Source organism: Fusibacter bizertensis (assembly GCF_029914245.1).
In the GTDB taxonomy this organism is placed as follows: domain Bacteria; phylum Bacillota; class Clostridia; order Peptostreptococcales; family Acidaminobacteraceae; genus Fusibacter_C; species Fusibacter_C bizertensis.
Genome location: NZ_JARYZI010000006.1, coordinates 1 through 20,429, shown reverse-complemented (window position 1 = coordinate 20,429; position 20,429 = coordinate 1). Strand labels below are relative to the sequence as shown.

Below are 20,429 nucleotides of genomic sequence, written 5' to 3'. Positions count from 1 at the left end.
CTGCCTCCATAGATCGTCAATCACTCAAACTTGTATTTAAAAGAGCGTATCGATTGTGATCTTCCCATATTCCATTGATTTTAAGGTATTGCTTTGAGCAGCCTTCAAATTCAAATCCTAATTTTTCAACCACTCTTATTGATGCAAAATTACGGGGCATGATATTAGCTTCTATTCGATGTAGATACATCTCATCAAATGCATAATTTATAACTGCTTGTATCGATTCAGTCATATAACCTAGATTGATATGCTTCTTAGATAGCTTATACCCAAGATAGCAAGACTTGAAAACGCCTTTAATTATATTTGTAAGTGCAACTGAGCCTATAATTTCTTCAGTTTCATCTTCAATAATCCAAAATCTTATCATCTCGCCTCTAATCATCCCTTGATAATCGAGTTCTAATGCTATCTTTTGTGTATCAATAGTATAAAAGCTATTATGCCTATAGGGTTCCCAAGACTCTAAAAAGTCCCTATTGTCTATATAATATTGGCATATTTTTTCTGACCACTTTGCATCTAATACGCTCAAGGTGAGTCTTGGTGTTTTAATCACTGATTTCATTTCTCTTCCTTATTTCTTACTTTATAGATTGCATTTGCAAGCGTAGCAAATGTATTTATATCTAAAGCTTCACCTCTAGTATTTTCATTTATTGCTGCGATCTCAAGTGCTTCTCTAGCTTGATCTTTACTAATCTTTAAAAAACCTGAAGATAATGCATTTAGTAGCGTTTTTCTTCTCTTGCCAAATGCATCTTTTATGGTTAAGAAAAATATTGCTTCATCCTCCAATTGTACAGGAGAAACATCTCTAACTTTTAACCTTATCACTGTTGAGTCGACATTGGGCATTGGCATAAAAGACCCTCTTGATACTCTCGTCACAATAGAAGGCTCTGTAAAATATTGTACTACTACCGATAAAGCACCATAAGCTTTGGTAGAAGGCTTCGCTACAATTCGATCTGCAACTTCCTTTTGGATCATAACTACTAAATCACTTATAGGGATACGCTCTTCTAAAAACATCATGATAATGGGTGTCGTCACATAATAAGGAAGATTGGCAACTAATTTAGGTTTTACATCACCAAATTCTTCCGCGATCAATGCTTTTACATCTATTTTCAACACATCACTATTGATTACTTTTAAATTTTCATGATGTCCTACTGTTTCTGTTAAAACCGGAATTAACGATTTATCAATTTCGACGGAAACTACTTTTGAAGCATTTTCACACAGCACATCAGTTAATACACCAATCCCAGGGCCGATTTCTAAAATCATATCATTTTTAGTGACTTCAGAGCCTTCAATAATACGTGTTAAAACATTCTCATCGATGATGAAATTTTGTCCAAGTCCTTTGCTAAACCTAAACCCATATTTCTCCATGATGTATTTTATTGTTCTTGGCGATGTTAATCGCTCCATATTTGCCTCTTTTCATATTTCATTATTATTTTTTTATACTTAAACTCAAGATTTCATACGCATCTATAAATTCTTGTCTGGATACACCATAATGGTTCAGTCTATTTAAAAATTGCTTAGCGTTACAATAACCTATTCCTAGAATTTTACCAAGTTTATTTCTCAGTTGAGCTGAATGAGGATACCCTTCAAGTTCTAATTCAAATAAGTCTTGTTTTGTAAAAATCATTTCGCTAACCGTTTTAAGTGTTCTCACCTTTGCAAGTGCTTCGATAATACTTTCAGGTGTAGCATTTTCTATTCCAATATTACCTTTATACTCAGCGTCTTCTCTACTTAGAAAAGCATGTTTGCAATTAGGAATCCTCTTAGCGATACGTTCTCTGATGCGTTCACCTGCAAAATCGGGATCAGTAAAAACGATAATGCCAGTCGTTTTGGCAGCATGTTCAATTCGTTTAAATATCCCCTCGTTTAAACCAAATCCTCTAGTGATAATAATTTCGCATTGGACTGCCTTTTTCACTGCAGCTTCATCATCTTTTCCTTCAACGACAATCGTCTCTTTTACTCGTTCCATTTTTTCTCTTTTCTATTCAATATTTATATATTTTTAATGCGCTCACAAATAAATGACATAATAACATCTACTCCGTAATTTTAAAGAACATCTTAGCATTATTTAAAGTTGCCTCTGCCATCTCCTCTAAACTCAGACCTTTAATATCTGCCATTCTTTGGCATGTGTGTTTTACAAACATAGGCTCATTTCTCTTACCTCTGTTGGGTTCTGGTGTGAGATAAGGTGCATCTGTCTCAATCATTAAGCGATCAAGTGGAACAGCTTCGACAACTTCCACTGTTTTTCTCGCGTTTTTGTATGTGACTGGACCAGCTATTGAAATATACGCGCCAAGTTTAATATATTGCATGGCGAGCTCTTTACTACCAGAATAACAGTGCATTAAAACACCTGTATCAAAAGACTTTTCTTCTTTTAAAATAGTTAAGACATCTTCATTTGCATCTCTATCATGAATTATCACCGGTAAATCAAGTTTTTTTGCCAGTTGAAGTTGTTTTCTAAACCATTTTTTTTGAAGATCTCTAGGAGATAAATCCCTATAATAATCTAACCCGATCTCACCTATTGCTTTTACTTTGTGACTCGCTGTCATTTTTTCAAGTGCATCTAGCATTACCTCATCCATAGTTTCCACATCATGTGGATGAATCCCTACAGCTGCATAAACAAATTCATTTTCTTCTGCTAGGGCTACCGCATTAACGCTTGAATCAAAATCCGCACCGGGATTTAGTATATACTTTACACCATTGAGCTCAGCTCTTTTTATCACTAAGTCTCTATCGTGGTCAAATTGACTTGCATCTATATGTGAATGTGAATCAAAAAACACGTTGCGCCTCCTTTGTATACCATAAAAAATAACTTCTCTTCTTATATTATGCCTTATTCTCATAAAAAAAGAAATACCCTGCACATCTGTACAGAGTATTCTCAGTCAATTTAATCAGAATTTAAGAAACAGAACTACCATCTTCTATTTCTGCACTTACAAGTGCAAGTTTTTCGCCACTGGTTGCAGCTAAAATCATACCTTGAGATAATTCTCCTCGTAATTTTACCGGTTTTAAATTAGCAACGATGATCACTTCTTTTCCGATAAGTTCATCTGGATTAAAATGCTTCGCTATTCCAGATACAACTTGCCTTTCCTCGTCACCCACTTTTAATGATAAAATCAATAATTTATCAGCATTAGGGTGCGCTTTGCAAGCTATAATCTTAGCAACTCTTAAATCAACTTTTGAAAAATCATCTATCGTAATCTCCGGCTTAATTGGTGCATAAGTGATTTTAGGTGCAGCATTATTTTCACGAGCAAGTGCTTCCAAAGCTTCAAGTTCAACTTTAATATCTATTCTAGGGAATAAGGCTTCACCTTTCTTCACTATTGTACCAGGCTGATAAATACCAAACTCTACAGAAGTATCCCAAGCAGTTGCATCGCCTTCATTTACATTAATTTGATTCCATATACTTCTCGAAGTGTGTATTAAAAAAGGTTGGATTAATACAGATATAATACGGATACTCTCAATTAAATTATAAAGTACACTATCTAAAACACCTGCATTAGCTTCATCTTTAGCAAGCGCCCATGGCATCGTTTCATCTATATATTTATTCGTACGTCTGATAACTTTCCAGATTTCTTCAAGCGCATTTGAAAAATCCAAATTATCTAGACGCTTGTCTACAAGATTACTAGCCGAAGTAGCGATGTTTTTCAAATCTTCATCAAAATCTGTTGCTGTTTTTGCAGCAGGCACTACACCCCCGCGGTATTTTTCAACCATAGAAATTGATCTTGAAACGAGATTGCCAAGATCATTGGCAAGGTCTGCATTGATTCGATTGAGTAAAACTTCGTTAGTAAATAGTCCGTCCTGTCCAAAAGTATATTCTCTTAACAAGAAATATTTAAGGGCATCTACGCCATATCTTTCAATTAAGACAACAGGGTCAACGATATTACCAACAGATTTTGACATTTTTCCACCTTCTAGTAAAATCCATCCGTGACCAAAAACTTTTTTCGGCACTGGTACATCCAACGCCATTAAGATTGCAAACCAAATAATTGTATGGAACCTAACAATTTCTTTTCCCACAAGGTGGACATCTGCTGGCCAATATTTAGCAAAATCTCCATCTTTTTCTTCAGGATAGCCAAGTGCAGTAATATAATTACTAAGTGCATCAAGCCAAACATAAATGACATGTTTCTCATCTATTGGTACTGGTATTCCCCAGTCAAATGTAGATCTAGAAACGCATAAATCTTCTAATCCTGGTTTTATAAAGTTATTTACCATTTCATTAATTCTAGATTTCGGTTCTAAAATATCTGGATTTGACTCAAATAGTTCAAGTAATCTATCTTGATATTTAGATAATTTAAAGAAATAAGCTTCTTCTTTTGTACTTTGAACCGCTCTACCACAATCAGGACATTTGCCATCTTTAAGTTGTGACTCAGTCCAAAACGACTCACACGGTGTACAATAAAGACCTTCGTACTCTCCTTTATATATATCACCTTTATCATATAATATCTTAAAAAGTTCTGAAACACGTCTCTCATGATAATCATCTGTTGTACGAATGAATTTATCATATGAAATCTCCATGGTTTCCCATAAATTTTGAATTTCAGATACTACACCATCTAAAAATTCTTTAGGATGAAGTCCCTTTTCTTTAGCGACATTTTGAATCTTTTGACCATGCTCATCTGTACCTGTTAAGAACATAACATCATATCCTGTAACACGCTTATATCTTGCGATAGCATCTGCTGCTACAGTCGTATAAGTATGCCCAATATGGAGTTTAGAACTTGGATAATAAATCGGTGTTGTTACATAGTAAGTACCCTTAGACATAAAAATCTCCTCCTATCAAAAAATATAAAAACCTCGACCCTCAAAGGGACGAAGTCAGTTCGTGTTACCACCCTAATTCAAAATCACATCACTATGATTTCCTCATGTTGATCAAACAATCAACTGTACGTTAACGTGTACAAATCCGGAAAATGCTAAATAAATTCACATTTTCGGTTCAAGGGCCATCTTCACCACTGTCACAATATTTGCTCTCACCAACCGCAAACTCTCTAAAAATGCTTCAGTAATTACTCTTCCTATCTTCACCTTTGTTATTTAATACTGAAATTCTAACATAGCATCGAAAAAAGTGCAACCTAAAATATTTGTAACATTTAAAAAATGTGTTGCTTACCTAATCATAATGTGATATTAATATACTAGTTTGAAGATAGTCGATTTTCAACGTTTATACGAAAGAGGTGTTTAATGTCAAATAGTTTTCATCCCATATTAGACAACTATGCTAAAGGAACCATTAATTCTATTCATTTTGACATGGATTTTGATAAAATATCAGTTGCAATCAGCAATGCAAACGCTACTGATGCTGCTGAAATAGTTTTCGAAGATATAAAAGCATTTTATTATATCGACCATGATTTACCTACCGATCTTCAGATCAAAGGCGAGAATCTCAACACAATTTCTTATGACCATTATGGTTTTGGAGAATTTTCTGCTGCAAACGCCCCTGCTGATGACGAAATATTTGTGTCGATCCCTAATTTTGCTGTAAGTATCAACGATTCATCATTATTCATAGATGCTCACAAAATCACCATAAACAAGCAAGAATTCAATGTGAGATAATATTCGTACAATTTAATAATTATTACTTTAAAAAAGGGACTTTCATTCAATCAATTTTGATATGATAGTCCCTTTAACTTTGATTTCAAAGTCTTTTGATGTATAATATTTGTAATATCTTGTACTTAGGAGGCAGTATGGACAATCAATTAGTCATTACGGTTAAAGATTTATTACTATTTGTACTTTGGGGCGCTTTGGTTACGCTTTTCGTTTACTTAATTTTAATTCTAAGACGAGCACTAAAAATTGTAAAGAGTGTTAACAAAGTGATAGATGAGAATCGTGAAAACATTGATTCTACTTTAAATGTAGTCCCAGATTTGTCAAAGCACATAGAAGTTATCACTGGAGAAGTTGCACACGATGTGCAATCGTTTAGAACTACCATTGATAATATCGCAGGAACTACAGAGTCTGTTTCAGGCACGATTAAAGAAAACCAGAGTTTTGTTAGTGGTTTATCTTCATTCTTACACACCATGTCGATTGGAAAAGCTTTATACGACAAGTACTTTGGTGGCAAGATGAAAGATATCAAAGAGACAATTGATGAAGTAAATGAAACCTTTGAAGACAAGACTTCTCAAGGGGAGGAGCAACTTTAATTTAATTGTTTAAATATGATTGTTTAAATATAATATTTTGAAGTTTACAGTATTTCTTTTTTTTGGAACTTCCGTTGACAATTGGAAATAGATAGTCTATGATGATTCTATGGAAATGTCATAAAATGTCTTAGGAGGTATCTTATTATGAAATCAACAGGTATTGTTAGAAAAGTTGATGAACTTGGTAGAGTGGTTATTCCAATCGAGCTAAGAAGAACATTAACAATTGGTGAAAAAGATGCACTTGAAATTTTCACTGAAGGCGAAACAATTATTCTTAAAAAGTACGAGCCAGCTTGCATCTTCTGTGGTCAAGCAAAGGGTGTTAAAAATGTAAAAGGTAAAAATATCTGCCCAGCTTGTGTAGATGAAATTAAAGTATTGTAATTAACAAATCCCAGAAATTAAATTTCTGGGATTTTTATTTTACTCAATCAAAGCTGCATATACTTCTGTTTTTTTTATGCCTCTTTCGACCGCAACTCTTTTCATAGCATCTTTTTTATCCACTCCTGAATCCATATATCTGAGTACATGAGACTTAATCGTTTCGCTTTTATCATATGTTTGAAGATCTTCTTCGGTTTCTACATAGCCTTCTATGATCAGCACAATCTCACCTCTTATGTCATGTGTCTCATAATATGTGATAAGATCTGATAACTTTGCCCTATTGAATTCTTCGTATCGTTTTGTTAATTCTCTTGCAACTACAGCATTTCTATCACCAAAGATATCAAAGATTACTTTGATTGTCTCTTTAAAACGATGAGGAGATTCATAAAAAATAAGTGTTCTCGTATCCTTTTTAATTCTTTCCAAAACTACTTTTTTCTGCTTTTTATCTCGACTTAAAAAACCCTCAAATACAAATCGTTCAGTAGATAATCCAGATCCTACAAGTGCCATAGAAAAAGCTGTCACACCAGGAACAACTTCAAAAGGCACCTCATGTTCAATACATAACTTTACTAATGCTTCACCTGGATCTGATATACCCGGCATACCTGCATCTGTAACAAGTACGATTTGTTCACCTTGCTTAAGCTTGTTAATAATTTCAGGCCCCGCAATACTTTGATTGTGTTCATGGTAACTGCGAAGCGGTTTTGAAATTTCGAAATGATTAAGCAACTTCAAAGAATGCCTTGTATCTTCAGCATAGACAACATCACAATTTCTTATGGTTTCCAGTGCTCTAAAAGTAATATCTTCTAGATTTCCAATTGGTGTACCACACAAAAACAATTTGCCATTCATGATATGCCTCCTCTATAGTGTTTTACTATCTTCTGAAAATACTGTGATTTTTTCATTTTGATAAATTTCATAAATTTCATTTGTATATGAACCGTCTTTGTTATAAACAATTAGTGGATCCATAAATTTAAGATCAGATTGACCACCTTTGGAACACATCACTAAAAATATATTAGGTTTTTTATCACTATACGGCTGAATCAACCGAATTTCCTTTGGTTCAAGCTTATATTGCCTGCATAACGTAAGGATATCCACCATTCGATTAGGTCTGTGAATCATATAAAAACGACCTCTAAATTTCAAGAGCTTAGATGCATTTTTAATAATATCTTCAAGACTGCACATTATTTCATGTCTTGAAATTGTTTTTAATACATCATCATTTTTAATGCCGCCATTACCTGACATATACGGAGGATTCGTAAATACGACATCCACGCTACTAGGGGCAATATGATCAAAAACATTTATTAAATTATCATGTATTATCTCTATTTTCTCTTCGAGTTCATTTAATTTTACGCTTCTCGTCGCCATATGAGCTACTTCAGCTTGAACTTCAAAAGCATGTATTTTCTGAAACTTGGTTTTTCCTGCAAGTAAAATTGGTACAATTCCAGTACCTGTTCCAAATTCTACAGCAACTTCCTTTGGTTTAATCTTTACGAAATTACTGAGAAGAACAGCATCAATTCCAAAACAAAACCCCTTCGGGTTTTGAATAATTCTAAGACCATTTAATTGCAAGTCATCAATTCTTTCATATTCATATATAAATTCACTTAGATTTTCCATTTATACCTCTCGCCTATTCAACTCCACTTAAAGAAAACGTTTTGAAGAATCTTCTCCAAAACGTTTTGTCATTAATCTTCTAGTTTTTTCAGCTCTTTATAATCAATTGGACCAGCATCTGGAACGATTGGTGCCGCTTGAGTTGCGTTTCTATTCACTTCAATAACTTTTATTTCACTCTTTGTATAGGCAACTATATCTTCGCTCAGCTCATTTTGCTTGTCCTTAACCATGTGTCTAACTTTAACTTGCTCAAGTAAAATATTAGTATCTACAACTACTGCCATCCCATCAGGAGTTTTAACCTTATCACCTCGGTTCGGCATACCAACCCGAATTTGAACATAAGTGTCATATTCATATTTAAGACAACACATTAATCTACCACATAAGCCAGAAATTTTCACAGGATTTAATGATAAATTTTGGTCTTTGGCCATTTTGATTGATACAGGTGCAAAATCACCTAACCAGCTGCCACAACAAATTTCTCTACCGCAAGGACCTAAGCCCTTAACCATTTTTGATTCATCTCTTACACCAATTTGTCTAAGTTCAATTCTAGTTCTGAAAATTGCTGCTAAATCTTTAACCAACTCTCTAAAGTCAATTCGACCATCCGCCGTAAAATAGAAAATCACTTTATTATTGTCAAATGTATATTCCACATCAATTAATTTCATATCTAATTCATGAACTTTAATTTTTTCATGACAAATTTTCATTGCCTCTTGTGCTTTTACTTTGTTATTTTGATGATTAGCGTCATCTTCCTCCGTTGAAACCCTAAGTACAGGTTTAAGAGGACTCACAATCTGTTCTTCAGAAATTTCTCTTCTGCCAATGACACATTCTCCATATTCAATCCCACGTGCTGTCTCTACAATTACATGGTCACCCTGATTAACAGGAACTTCTAATGGATCAAAATAATATATTTTACCGGCTTTTTTAAATCTCACACCTACAACTGTGATCATTTATGCCTCCCTTTCTATACATTTAAATAACAGTTTATCTACTGTCAAATCATAGTTCATATTGCTCTTAAGCTTCTGGTCAACTTCTTCAATCAACTCAATCAGCTCAACGTTTTTTCCTCGTGATAAAGAACTTGATACTCTGAAAATCAAATCCTTATAGTTTAGTATAGATAAATTTGATACAGTAATCAATTGATAATTACTTGTTTCTCGAAAAATCATGATATCTCTTAAAATTGAAGACAATAAATTCAAAAATTCACTTATTTGCGGTTTAATCTGTTTAAGATAGGACCCATACTCTAAAACACGACCAGCATCTTGTTTCTCGATACCTCTTATCAATTCTATCGCTTTTTCAGACATCTCACTATCAACTAGTTTAACTTGGTCTTCCTTCACTTGTACAATTTGACATCTTGATTTAACCGTATCTAACATGGATTCTACTTGATGCGTTAAAAAAATAAAAACTGCATAAGCGGGAGGTTCTTCTAGTACTTTTAAAATCCTATTTTGAGCACGGTCTGTCATTAAATGCGCATCATCAAAGATTATAATTTTGTGAATGCTCTCAAAAGGTCTTATATAGACAAACTCTTGGAAACTTTCCACCTGTGCATTTTTAATAGAAGCACCATCCGGTGTAATCATCATGTAATCAGGATGATTATCCGATGCAAGCTTTAAACATGACGAACAGGAACCACAACCTGTGTGTTCCTGTTTGCATAAAATTCTCTGTGCGATTGTCTTTGCCATATCAACATCTTCTGTTCCAGCTAAAAGATAACTGTGCGAAAGATGTCCTTTTTTTATGACATCATCAAAAAAATCTAAAACGTTATTCATTTAAACCTACTATTAATATTTTAAAATTTTAAATCAAACTTCAGTTATAATTTCAAGTAATTCTCAACATCAACGACAAATACTGTCGCTCCGCCTACAGAGATTTCTAAAGGCATCCCCATAACACTATTATCCCCCATCAGAGATGTAGTTGTAGTGATTTCTTTTCGTGTTTTACATGTTTCTTCTATAATTTTTATTGCGTTATCAACACGCTCTTTAGGGATTCCTATGATTAGTGTTGTATTCCCAGATTTAAGAAAGCCTCCAGTTGATGCAAGTTTAGTTACTCCAAAATCAGAAGCAGTAAGTTTTTTTACAAGTGAATGTGCATCTTCATCATGCACTATAGCAATGATCAGTTTCATAAGTTCCCTCCTGTTCATTAATTATTTGTTATTACTTTAATTATACCACAAATTGAATCGTTAATTCACATTTCCAATTTTATTAAGTGGCATAAACCTGAAAATCACTTTACCAATAATATCATCTTGACTAATAAATCCTAAATCACGACTATCGTAACTTACACTCCGGTTATCTCCCATTACAAAATACTTACCTTCTGGAACAGTCTGTAATGCCACGTTTTTATTTGTCGGTGTACTAATGTAAGGTTCATCTATAACGACGCCATTAACTTTTACAACACCATTCTCAATCTCAATCGAATCATTGGGACCAGCTATAACTCTTTTAATCAAATTTTTTCTTTCGCCTTCTTTATGCAGTAACTTTTGAATCACATTTAGACTTTCATAATCTGATTTTGAAAGCGTTAACTCTGATTTAAAAGAAATGATATCTCCCTGTTCAATTTTACCTAGTTTGACCATAAAAAGCATATCTTTTTCTACTAAAGTTGGATACATCGACGTATTATATACTGTTGTTGTTGCAAAGAAAAAGTTGTAAATCAAAAATATAACAAGCGTAATCAATATCGCTTGAACCCACTCTAAAACTTCATGTTTAACATTATTCATTATACACCTCTATTTTTTCATTTATTGTTTCTTCAATTATTTTCACATTGCAAACGTCTTTTGGAATCATCTCAATTATTGATTTAGAAATGCGTTCACCTGGGACTAAAATAGGTATACCAGGTGGATAAGGTGTTATATATTCAGCAGAAACTTCACCAATTGCTTCTTCCAGGCTACATAACTTGTATTTCAATAAAACAGCATCAGAAGCTTTATAAACAAAAGAACTCTCAGTGCTAATTGAATGATACACTCTATTGTATTTATCGCTCATATCAATCAAATCAATCTGTGACTTTTGTCGATCTTTATAAACAGACATATTAGCTAGATTAATCTCAAACCATTGATCCAATAATTCCAGTGCTAGATTTAACGCCTCAAAATCTTCTTTAGAATTTGATATACTCGTCATGAATAACACAAGCGTTGAAGTATCATACTCTGACTGAATACCATAATTTTCTCTAAGCATTTTAGAAATGATATTACCGTCCCAAACCTCTGGAACGTAATCGTCGCAAGGAATCGATAACAGCAGTTTAGTTACATCACCATTACTTAACCTAATAAACCTTAGATGTTTAAGTAAGCTTGCGCGCTTATAAAATGAACTAATATTCACTTCAAGACATTCACTCAATTGAGTACCATCTGACTTAATTAATGTTATCATAGCATCTATTGAAGCCATCAATACATAAGAAGGACTACTACTTTGAAGTGACTTCAGATACCAGTTCAACCTGTCGAGCTGAAAACCAGTCAATATATTTCTCTTAGAAATATGAATACATGCTGTTTGAGTCATTGTAGGCAACGTTTTATGAAAGCTTTGAACAACTAAATCTGCACCCAATTCTAAAGCAGATTTAGGTCCCTCTTTATGCAAGAATAAATGTGCTCCATGGGCTTCATCAACAACTACTGGAATCCCTCTACTATGGCACATTTCAATGATTTCCTCTATAGAATAACACAAACCTTCATATGTTGGATAGGTTAATATACAAATCTTAACATCGTCTATTGAGTCAAGTTTTAAATCTATTGGAATACCTAAAAAATCGTCTACTTCTGGATAAATATACATTGGTTCAAGTTCATTCATTTCAATCGCATTATAGATAGACTTATGTGCATTTCTATTAACCAAGACCTTATCTCCTTTTTTTGTAAGGCCCATAATCATACTTAATATGCCTACAGTACTACCATTTATAAGCAATTTTGAAATTTCACTATTATATAAATTCGAAATTTTTTGTTCTGTCTCTAATATACAATTATTTGCATCATGAAGATGGTCCGCTCCTGGAATTTCAGTTATATCATATTTCAATATCTCCATAAATTCTTTGGGGACAAGCCTACCATTTTTATGTCCTGGCATATGAAAAGATACCAATTTTTCCGATTTTATTTTTTCTAATGCTTCTATCAAGCTCATTTAATCACCATTTTTATGTTTATGTGGTTTGGAAATATTTTTTGAAGTGTTATTCGATATTTTTTTTTGTTTTTGATATTGATTCATATGTTTTACATTTTTTTGCTTTTTTTTATAATAAATCAAATCTTTTTTCAAATCTGATAATGAAAAAAACATAATTCCCATAAAAAAAAGAATGATCACTCCAATAAAAAACCATTCTAATACAGACATTTTATACCTCGTCCTTGAGTTTTTTAAATTCCTTGTTATAATAATTTTAACACAATCAACGTTTACATTCATTAAGCATTTGTAAATTTTACTCTTATTATACTATGAAAGATAGGTGAAACAATGGTTTCAAAGAAAATAAAATCAATTACACCATCATTTACAATCAACATCAGCGCAAAAGTTGCTAAGCTCAAATCCGAAGGAAAGGAAATAATTGATCTTAGCATTGGTGAGCCAGATTTTATGACGCCAAACGCAGGTAAAATCACAGCGAAAGAGGCCATCGATCACAACAAAACTAAATACGATATGGTTCCTGGCCTTATACCTTTACGTGATTCCATAGTTAAAAAATTAGAATTAGAAAATCATGTTAAATATAGCACTTCAGAAATCGTCGTATCATCAGGTGCAAAGAATGCAATTACAAATGCCCTAACAGCTATTTTAGATCCATATGATGAAGTCGTTATTCCTGCTCCATATTGGACAAGCTACCCTGAAATGGTTAAACTATGCTATGGTGTTCCCATAATCGTACAAACGGATAAATCAAATGACTTTAAACTCACAGTAAAGCAATTAAGTGAAGCTATAACTGATAGAACTAAAATTGTCCTTATTAATAATCCATCAAATCCTACTGGTGCAGTTTATTCAAAAGAAGAGTTAGAACCTCTAATTGAATTTTGTATTAATCATAACCTAATTATATTGGCAGATGAAATATATGAACGTATCTGTTATGATCATCCTTTTGTTTCCATTCCATCAATATCTGAACGAGCAAAGGAAATTACTATTTTAGTGAATGGCTTTTCTAAATCTGCTGCGATGACCGGTTGGAGACTTGGTTATACTGCATCGAATATAGAGATATCAAAAGCCATCTCAACACTTCAAGGTCATCTTATATCTCATCCAAGTACCATTGCACAGTGGGCTGGATATGGTGCCTTAAAAGAAGGTTCTGAAGACATGAAACATATGGTATCCATTTACAAAAATAGACGGGACACTATTCTTCCTATACTAAATCAGCTTGAAAATGTTGGTTATGTAAATCCTCAAGGCGCTTTCTACTTATTTCTTGACCTCAGCGCATATAAAAAGTTTTATAATAATCACGATTCATTTTCAATTGCCTTTTGCAATCAACTATTAGATGAACACCAAGTTGCAGTTGTTCCAGGTATTGCATTTGGAAATGATGATTATATTAGAATTTCCTATGCTACTAAAATTGAACTTGTAATTGAGGGACTTCATAGGATCCAAGAGCTTCTTAGTTTCATAAAAAAATAAAAGATAAATCCTGCTATCCTAATGTACTATGATGTGCAAAGGAAAGCAGGATTTTGAATTTATCATAAGACTCTTCTAACATTTTCTATTTTGACGAGTACATCTCATCAAACAAGTCATGCTTTTTGAGTATATTAAATACACGATTATCTATTTTAGTCAGTTCAACTTTTAACTTTTTCATTGGAAGCTTTACTTCTTTTGAAATTGCTTTAGGTTCCAACCTTTTACAATCAATTCCATAATGCAATTTAAAGATATTTTCTGACTGTTCTCCAAAAACTGCTTCATCAAGAATAAGTCTCAACTTTTCGTTAACTAACTCTAATAGCTTAGCATCCATTTATTTCCCTCTCTTTAATGTCTTCAATAAATCTTTTGATTTTTCTACATATTCATCTGATTTCGAATTATAAATTTCTATTCGCTCTAATTCACTTGCTTGATAAATGTCTTCATCAAGCAATAATTTCATACTCTCTAGCGTATTCTTCAATTGCAATGCAGTACCCATATTGCCATCGAAAAGCTCTATTTTGTCATTGTAATACCTCTTTATATAGTCACTTAAAAAAATAAAATGAGTACAACCAAGCACTAGATTCTGAGCTGAAGGTAGTTTTTCATCTAAAAAACTATCAACACAATTTTTAACAAAATCTTCATCATGTAAGTGATTTTCTACACAATCAACCCATTCAGGAGCAGGCATCTTTGCAACACGGTATCCATCATCTATATGATCAACTAACTTTAAAAACTTCTCCTCTTTTAATGTCATTTCTGTAGCGAGAACAACTACTTGACCTTCAGATTGTCTTAAAGCTGGCTTAACTGCTGGTTCCATACCAACTATTGGTATATCATACATATCTCTAAGCTTTAATACAGCAGCACTAGTTGCCGTATTACATGCAATAACTATCGCTTTAACATCTTTCGATACTAAATCATCGCAAATTTTTTTTGATAACTCAAATACTTCCTCTTTTGATCTTGTTCCATATGGAGCATTTAAAGAATCACCTATATAGATAAATCCTTCTTTTGATAATAAACCTTCTAACGTATTTAGGACAGATAAACCACCTAAACCTGAATCAAAAATACCAATTTTACTATACTTATCCAAATTGTGCACCACCATCTTTCTGTGTATACTACATTATAGCATAAACACATGCATTTTCACTATGTTCAATCACTTCAATTTCTTCAATTGAATTAATAAAAGTGATATAATAAACTCAAAGCTGTGGATAAGGAGTGAATTTTTTTGAGTTATACACGTATTGATTGTCGCAAATGTAGATACTTTTATATTACATGGGACCCTAATAATCCAAACGGTTGTAAGAAATTTGGTTTTAAAACACGGTTACAGCCTTCGGATGTAGTATATCAATCTTCAGGAGATATTTGTAACGGTTTTGAAGAAAAAGTAACAATAAAAAACAGTTAAAGAAATGGCTATTTGCAATTAATTTTTATGATGAGAATCATATCTACACTAAGCACTCTATTTTTAAATTCAATTTTGAAAATAGAGTGCTTCTTTATAGGTAATAAAAAAATGAACCATTTATAATTTCATGACTATTTACTGTTGTAAGAGATTATAAAAGGAGGCTAATGTGGAACTATTGTCTAAAGAAGAAATTGATCAATCTGAGTCCCAGTACAGCTTTACAAAATTAGTGGAAAAGTGCAGTCCACCTGTATACAAATTTTGTCGAAGTCTAACTTATTCCAAAGAAGATGCTGATGATTTATTCCAAGAAACTTTTTTGAGTGCTTTTGAACAACAAACTAAGCTGCTTCAATCAGATAATCCTCAAAGTTTTCTATTTTGTATAACACTCTATTTATGGAAAAGTATCAAACGAAAATATGCTCGAAGAAATAAAATCGCACCTTTTGAACCTGTACAAGATAACATAATCAGTACATTAAACACTGAAAATGATTTTATTAAGCAAGAAGAGATTGATATGGTGAGACATTTAGTTACACTCTTACCTGAAAAATATAAAGTCCCTATCCTTCTATACTATACAATTGATTTAAGTGTTGGTGAAATTGCGAAAGTTATGAAAATTCCTGTTGGAACAGTCAAAAGCAGATTATTCAAAGCACGTAAAATTATCGAAAAAGAACTGGAGGATACTCAGCATGAAAAATAAAGATAAAAAAATAGAAATACTACTTAAAAATGCATTAAGTAGTAATGCTATGCCTGATAGTGATCTCCTACAAGATTTAAGATTAAAACTTGCATCAAAGGAAAATCCAAATAAAAAGCCTGGTCTCAGACATACGTTTAGGATTTCATTTGTTACAATTATGCTATTTGTAATTTTATCTGGTTCTGCATTTGCAGCATGGCAGTATTTATCCTCAGAAGAGGTCGCTGATAAATTTGATTTTCCACTTCTTGCAGAGGCTTTTACTAGTGATAACGCTATAATTATAAATGAAACGCAACAAAAAAATGGATTTACCGTTTCTTTACTTGGTTTAATCTCTGGTAATCAACTGACAAATTTAGATAAAACACTTGATACTTTAAAAACATATGCAGTTGTAGCAATTAAAATGGATAGTGAAAACTTCCCTGCATTAAATGATATGGCTTTTAATAATTATTCTTTCTTTATATCTCCACTTATTAATGGGCAAAAGCCTTGGTTATACAATATTGCAAGTATGAATGGCGGCTACAATGAGATTGTATCTGATGGTATTCTCTATCACCTAATTGAATGTGATGAACTTGAGATATTTGCGGATAGAGGACTTAGCCTAGTTGTAATCTCATCTGTATTCTATGATATTAATGCCTTTGATTACGATCAAACAACTGGACTTGTTATTCCAAACGAAAATTATAATGGTCTCAATCTTATCTTTGATCTTCCTATAAGCACGGAACGTAGTGACCATGAAAAAGCGCAAATATACCTTGATAACCTTTGGAATAAAGACAGCACTCCTATGGAAGATCTTTCAAATTCAACAGATAACCCCTTAGATTTCTTAGACGAATATCATGATTCTATTGAAGAAATAACTGTTACACGCGTTACAAAATCAGAAGATTATCAAAGTATTATGGATATAAAATTTATAGAACTGGAAGAAATGGTAGAAGACGGACTATATTTACAAAAAAAGCTATCACAAGATAAAATTGATTTTGAAAAAAATCTAGAAAGAATCAGTCAAGGTGCAATTTTAATCTTTACTGAGTATAATGATGGTTCTTTTTCAGTTGATATAAGAGAGCCTTCAAATTAAAAACCTTTGTTATAAGCTAGAATATTTGTAATAAAAAGAAGAAATTACTGAGCAATAGCTTAGTAATTTCTTCTTTTATTTCAGTAATTATTATTTAACTAATTGTTTTCATTTAATTTTAAATCACCTAACTTAATCCACTCTTTTTTCCGCATCCATTCACTGATTACAAGCGATATGAGCGCTGGTAAAATAAAATGCATCACTGCGATCATAATAAAAAACGAAGTGGAACTAACTTTACTTCCCATCTCAGCATATGCACCAAATTGACCAACTAAACCACTAGTTCCCATACCGGCACCCACACTATTACTTTCCATTTTCAATAAAGTTGTGCTAATTGGACCGAGTATTGCACTTGCAATAATCGGCGGAATCCAAATCTTTGGATTTTTAATTATGTTAGGAACCTGAAGCATAGATGTGCCTAAACCTTGAGCAATAGCACCACCTAAGCCATTCTCTCTATAACTAATTGCAGCAAAACCAATCATGTTACAACAACACCCAACTAAAGATGCACCTCCTGCAATACCAGATAGTCCTAAAGATATTGCCAACGCAGCACTACTGATTGGTAAAGTTAATATAATTCCCATTAATACCGCAACTATGACTCCCATAGGAATTGGCTGCAACTCAGTAGCAGTATTTATAACTTGACCTAGTGCTTTCATCATTTGTGCAATAACAGGACTAATAGATATCCCTACTAGTCCACCAACTAAAATTGTAGCCGCAGGTACAAGCACAATATCAACTTTTGTTTTACCTGATATCAATTTTGAAAATTCAGCTGCAATTAAACCAGAAACAAATGCTCCCATTGGTTCTCCAATAACAATTGCCATTTGTCCTGTCTCTAAAAATTTGATACTCCCCGCTCCTATTGCACCAGCTACCATTGAAGCAAATATACCTAATGGCGAAGCTTTGACACTATACGCAACAGCCGCGCCAATCGCTGGTCCCATCAATACTTGAGCAAACTTACCAAAGTTCATCAAAGTCTCAATGCCTGTTAATTCCCCAATTTGCTTTAAAATCAATCCAATAATCAACGATGAAAATAAACCTAACGCCATACCATTTAATGTTTTAGTTAAATAATTTCTGATTTTCATAGTCACCTTCCTGTTATGAATATTCATGTGTCTTGTCAGCACGTGCCGTAAAAAAAGGAGTTTAAACTCCTCGTTTACTAATCTACAAATCCTTTTAATTTCAGTTCTTCCATAATCAATTGAAATACTTTTTCACTAGGTACTTCAATTGTATGAATATGATCACCTTTCGTCAATACCGAAAGTGGTTTAGCATCATATAATTTTACTTTATGAACAAAACTTTCTATATCTTCTAGATTCTCAATATGAAGCGTTCCAACTATTTCTCCATAGACGGGATGTTCAACAATAACATCGATAATTCTGCCACCATACTCAACAATAATAGAAAGTTCTTCTTCCATTCGATCAAAGCCTTCATGCTTAGAAACAAAAGTACGAATTAATTTATTTGAACTTAGATGCCTTTGTATCATATAACCACTTGAGGTCGCAATCACAGGAATTCCTGAAGCTCTTATTATTGCTATATCTTGAACAATAACTTGTCTTGTAACATCATACATTTCCGCTAATTCTGAACCAATAATTGGCGTTCCACTTGTAGAGAGCTTCTCTACAATAAAACGTCTTCTTTCTTCAGACATAAATCCTCCATATATAAATCTTAAACCTTTGCTTCATTTTTTAGTTTTTCTTCTTCTAATTGAACAATGCTCTTTATATTCATATTAGAATTAGCAATATGATTAACAAGTGCATTTCTCGCCGCTTCAACATCATGATTTTTTAGTGCTTCAACTATCTGTTTGTGCTCTTTCAATGCACTTTCAATTCTACCTTCAGATTTAAGAGAACTATTTCTTGCAGTTTTTATAAATAACTGAAAATCATTAAGAACACCTTCTAAGTACCTACTTTTTGTAGTTTGATACAAAGTTTCATGGAATTTAGTATTAAGTTCAAAAATTTTATCAACATCACCTTTTTGTGAATAGAATTCCATCAAATCATAAATTTCTTCTAGCTCTTTAATTTCATGATCTAAGATTCTTTCCGCTGACCATTGTCCTACCAATCCTTCGATACAAAGTCTAATTGTTAGGATATCATCAATATCTTTTTTACTGATTCCTTTTACTACAACACCTCTATTGGGTATATTATCTACAAGACCATCAAGTTCTAATTGTTTTAGAGCTTCCCTAACTGGCGTTCTACTAACACCAAGTTCATCGGCTAATTTAATTTCAACTAATTTGTCACCAGACACATATCTTCCATTGAGAATGTCCTCACGAATTTTCTCGAAAATAAGCGATGTTAAAGATTTATTCTCTTTTTTCTGATCAAAAAGATCCATAGTTTCCTCCGAGTTTTTCATTGAAGCCTGATTTCATGAGATATGAGCACAGTCTGTCATTATTATTCTATCGGTAATATAGATGAGTGTCAAATAAATTAAATCTTATTCAATGATTATAATAATATAAAGTTACCAGTTACTTTTATAACATAAAAAAAACTTAGTCAAATGACTAAGCTTTTCTTAAAACCAGCAACGTTCTACTCTCCCAGGCAGCTACCCGCCAAGTACCATCGACGCTGGAGGACTTTACTTCTGTGTTCGGTATGGGAACAGGTGTGGCCCCTCCGCCATCATCACTGGATCTCGTGTTTTGAAGAAAACTTCATCACACTCGTATATATTAACTTCGCCTTCGCGATAGTTTCTACACACTCAAAATTGCATATAACTTCGACATTTACTTCGTAAAAAACTATCTCTAGGTCAAGTCCTCGACCTATTAGTACCTGTCAGCTGAATACATTACTGCACTTACACCTCAGGCCTATTA

The 20,429-nt window shown here is 33.0% G+C and carries 24 protein-coding genes, 1 rRNA gene and 1 other annotated feature; of the genes, 6 read left to right on the top strand and 19 right to left on the bottom strand.

The annotated features are described in order from the left end of the window. Positions 1-16: 16 nt before the first annotated feature. From QE109_RS09975 to metG, 5 genes are all read right to left on the bottom strand, one after another. Complete coding sequence (locus tag QE109_RS09975; RefSeq protein WP_281094324.1) at positions 17-571, bottom strand: GNAT family N-acetyltransferase; 555 nt, start codon at positions 569-571, stop codon at positions 17-19. Further along, positions 568-1,446, bottom strand: a complete 879-nt coding sequence (gene rsmA, locus QE109_RS09970) for a 16S rRNA (adenine(1518)-N(6)/adenine(1519)-N(6))-dimethyltransferase RsmA (RefSeq protein WP_281094323.1) — start codon at positions 1,444-1,446, stop codon at positions 568-570. The genes QE109_RS09975 and rsmA overlap by 4 nt, the downstream gene beginning before the upstream one ends. Before the next feature lie 25 nt (positions 1,447-1,471). Then, on the bottom strand, positions 1,472-2,026 hold the full coding sequence (gene rnmV / locus QE109_RS09965) for a ribonuclease M5 (protein ID WP_281094322.1): 555 nt from the start codon (positions 2,024-2,026) through the stop codon (positions 1,472-1,474). A 67-nt stretch (positions 2,027-2,093) separates the two neighbouring features. Continuing rightward, positions 2,094-2,864, bottom strand: coding sequence for a TatD family hydrolase (locus tag QE109_RS09960; RefSeq protein WP_281094321.1), 771 nt, complete (start codon positions 2,862-2,864; stop codon positions 2,094-2,096). Between the two features lie 121 nt (positions 2,865-2,985). Then, positions 2,986-4,917 carry a methionine--tRNA ligase gene (gene metG, locus QE109_RS09955; RefSeq protein ID WP_281094320.1) on the bottom strand — a complete coding sequence of 644 codons (1,932 nt, stop codon included), beginning with the start codon at positions 4,915-4,917 and terminating at the stop codon, positions 2,986-2,988. A gap of 41 nt (positions 4,918-4,958) precedes the next feature. After that, positions 4,959-5,193, bottom strand: a binding site (T-box leader). 156 nt (positions 5,194-5,349) lie between these two features. Here metG and QE109_RS09950 point away from each other — a divergent pair. The 3 genes from QE109_RS09950 (at position 5,350) to QE109_RS09940 (ending at position 6,731) form a co-directional block, all read left to right on the top strand. After that, positions 5,350-5,733, top strand: a complete 384-nt coding sequence (locus tag QE109_RS09950; RefSeq protein WP_281094319.1) for a YxiG family protein — start codon at positions 5,350-5,352, stop codon at positions 5,731-5,733. Between the two features lie 137 nt (positions 5,734-5,870). After that, a complete protein-coding gene (locus QE109_RS09945; protein WP_281094318.1) occupies positions 5,871-6,341 on the top strand; it encodes a hypothetical protein in 471 nt (156 codons plus the stop codon). A gap of 147 nt (positions 6,342-6,488) precedes the next feature. Continuing rightward, positions 6,489-6,731 (top strand): AbrB/MazE/SpoVT family DNA-binding domain-containing protein, encoded by a 243-nt coding sequence (locus QE109_RS09940; RefSeq protein ID WP_281094317.1) that lies wholly within the window; start codon positions 6,489-6,491, stop codon positions 6,729-6,731. A 39-nt stretch (positions 6,732-6,770) separates the two neighbouring features. Here QE109_RS09940 and rsmI read toward each other — a convergent pair whose 3' ends face one another. From rsmI to QE109_RS09900, 8 genes are all read right to left on the bottom strand, one after another. Continuing rightward, entirely contained in the window at positions 6,771-7,604 is an 834-nt protein-coding gene (gene rsmI / locus QE109_RS09935; RefSeq protein ID WP_281094316.1) for a 16S rRNA (cytidine(1402)-2'-O)-methyltransferase, read from the bottom strand. Positions 7,605-7,616: 12 nt separating this feature from the next. After that, positions 7,617-8,402 carry a tRNA1(Val) (adenine(37)-N6)-methyltransferase gene (locus QE109_RS09930; protein WP_281094315.1) on the bottom strand — a complete coding sequence of 262 codons (786 nt, stop codon included), beginning with the start codon at positions 8,400-8,402 and terminating at the stop codon, positions 7,617-7,619. A 71-nt stretch (positions 8,403-8,473) separates the two neighbouring features. After that, positions 8,474-9,382 carry a PSP1 domain-containing protein gene (locus tag QE109_RS09925; protein WP_281094314.1) on the bottom strand — a complete coding sequence of 303 codons (909 nt, stop codon included), beginning with the start codon at positions 9,380-9,382 and terminating at the stop codon, positions 8,474-8,476. Further along, complete coding sequence (locus QE109_RS09920) at positions 9,383-10,237, bottom strand: DNA polymerase III subunit (RefSeq protein WP_281094313.1); 855 nt, start codon at positions 10,235-10,237, stop codon at positions 9,383-9,385. Positions 10,238-10,281: 44 nt separating this feature from the next. After that, positions 10,282-10,605, bottom strand: coding sequence for a cyclic-di-AMP receptor (locus QE109_RS09915; protein ID WP_281094312.1), 324 nt, complete (start codon positions 10,603-10,605; stop codon positions 10,282-10,284). Positions 10,606-10,665: 60 nt separating this feature from the next. Then, entirely contained in the window at positions 10,666-11,226 is a 561-nt protein-coding gene (gene lepB / locus QE109_RS09910; protein WP_281094311.1) for a signal peptidase I, read from the bottom strand. Beyond that, the gene (locus QE109_RS09905) at positions 11,219-12,679 is read right to left on the bottom strand and encodes an aminotransferase class I/II-fold pyridoxal phosphate-dependent enzyme (protein WP_281094310.1); all 1,461 of its coding nucleotides are present in this window, start codon (positions 12,677-12,679) and stop codon (positions 11,219-11,221) included. Before QE109_RS09905 ends, lepB begins: the two co-directional genes overlap by 8 nt. After that, positions 12,680-12,895, bottom strand: coding sequence for a hypothetical protein (locus tag QE109_RS09900; protein ID WP_281094309.1), 216 nt, complete (start codon positions 12,893-12,895; stop codon positions 12,680-12,682). Positions 12,896-13,018: 123 nt separating this feature from the next. On the opposite strand from QE109_RS09900, the gene QE109_RS09895 reads away from it, so the two are divergent. Further along, the gene (locus tag QE109_RS09895; RefSeq protein ID WP_281094308.1) at positions 13,019-14,203 is read left to right on the top strand and encodes a pyridoxal phosphate-dependent aminotransferase; all 1,185 of its coding nucleotides are present in this window, start codon (positions 13,019-13,021) and stop codon (positions 14,201-14,203) included. A gap of 85 nt (positions 14,204-14,288) precedes the next feature. Here QE109_RS09895 and QE109_RS09890 read toward each other — a convergent pair whose 3' ends face one another. After that, on the bottom strand, positions 14,289-14,546 hold the full coding sequence (locus QE109_RS09890; protein ID WP_281094307.1) for a hypothetical protein: 258 nt from the start codon (positions 14,544-14,546) through the stop codon (positions 14,289-14,291). Continuing rightward, on the bottom strand, positions 14,547-15,335 hold the full coding sequence (murI, locus tag QE109_RS09885; RefSeq protein ID WP_281094306.1) for a glutamate racemase: 789 nt from the start codon (positions 15,333-15,335) through the stop codon (positions 14,547-14,549). 502 nt (positions 15,336-15,837) lie between these two features. Between murI and QE109_RS09880 the strand changes: the two genes are divergently transcribed. Further along, entirely contained in the window at positions 15,838-16,386 is a 549-nt protein-coding gene (locus QE109_RS09880) for an RNA polymerase sigma factor (RefSeq protein WP_281094305.1), read from the top strand. After that, positions 16,376-17,500: a hypothetical protein gene (locus QE109_RS09875; protein WP_281094304.1), complete on the top strand. Its 1,125-nt coding sequence runs from the start codon at positions 16,376-16,378 to the stop codon at positions 17,498-17,500. Before QE109_RS09880 ends, QE109_RS09875 begins: the two co-directional genes overlap by 11 nt. Positions 17,501-17,598: 98 nt before the next feature. Here the strand turns inward: QE109_RS09875 and QE109_RS09870 are convergent, their stop codons facing one another. The 4 genes from QE109_RS09870 to rrf all read right to left on the bottom strand — a co-directional run bounded on the left by QE109_RS09870 (position 17,599) and on the right by rrf (position 20,240). Continuing rightward, positions 17,599-18,627, bottom strand: coding sequence for a PTS transporter subunit IIC (locus QE109_RS09870; protein WP_281094303.1), 1,029 nt, complete (start codon positions 18,625-18,627; stop codon positions 17,599-17,601). Positions 18,628-18,704: 77 nt separating this feature from the next. Then, positions 18,705-19,217: a transcription repressor NadR gene (locus QE109_RS09865; RefSeq protein WP_281094302.1), complete on the bottom strand. Its 513-nt coding sequence runs from the start codon at positions 19,215-19,217 to the stop codon at positions 18,705-18,707. Between the two features lie 20 nt (positions 19,218-19,237). Continuing rightward, positions 19,238-19,933 carry a GntR family transcriptional regulator gene (locus QE109_RS09860; RefSeq protein WP_281094301.1) on the bottom strand — a complete coding sequence of 232 codons (696 nt, stop codon included), beginning with the start codon at positions 19,931-19,933 and terminating at the stop codon, positions 19,238-19,240. A gap of 190 nt (positions 19,934-20,123) precedes the next feature. After that, positions 20,124-20,240: ribosomal RNA gene (gene rrf, locus QE109_RS09855) — 5S ribosomal RNA — on the bottom strand. Positions 20,241-20,429: the final 189 nt, after the last annotated feature.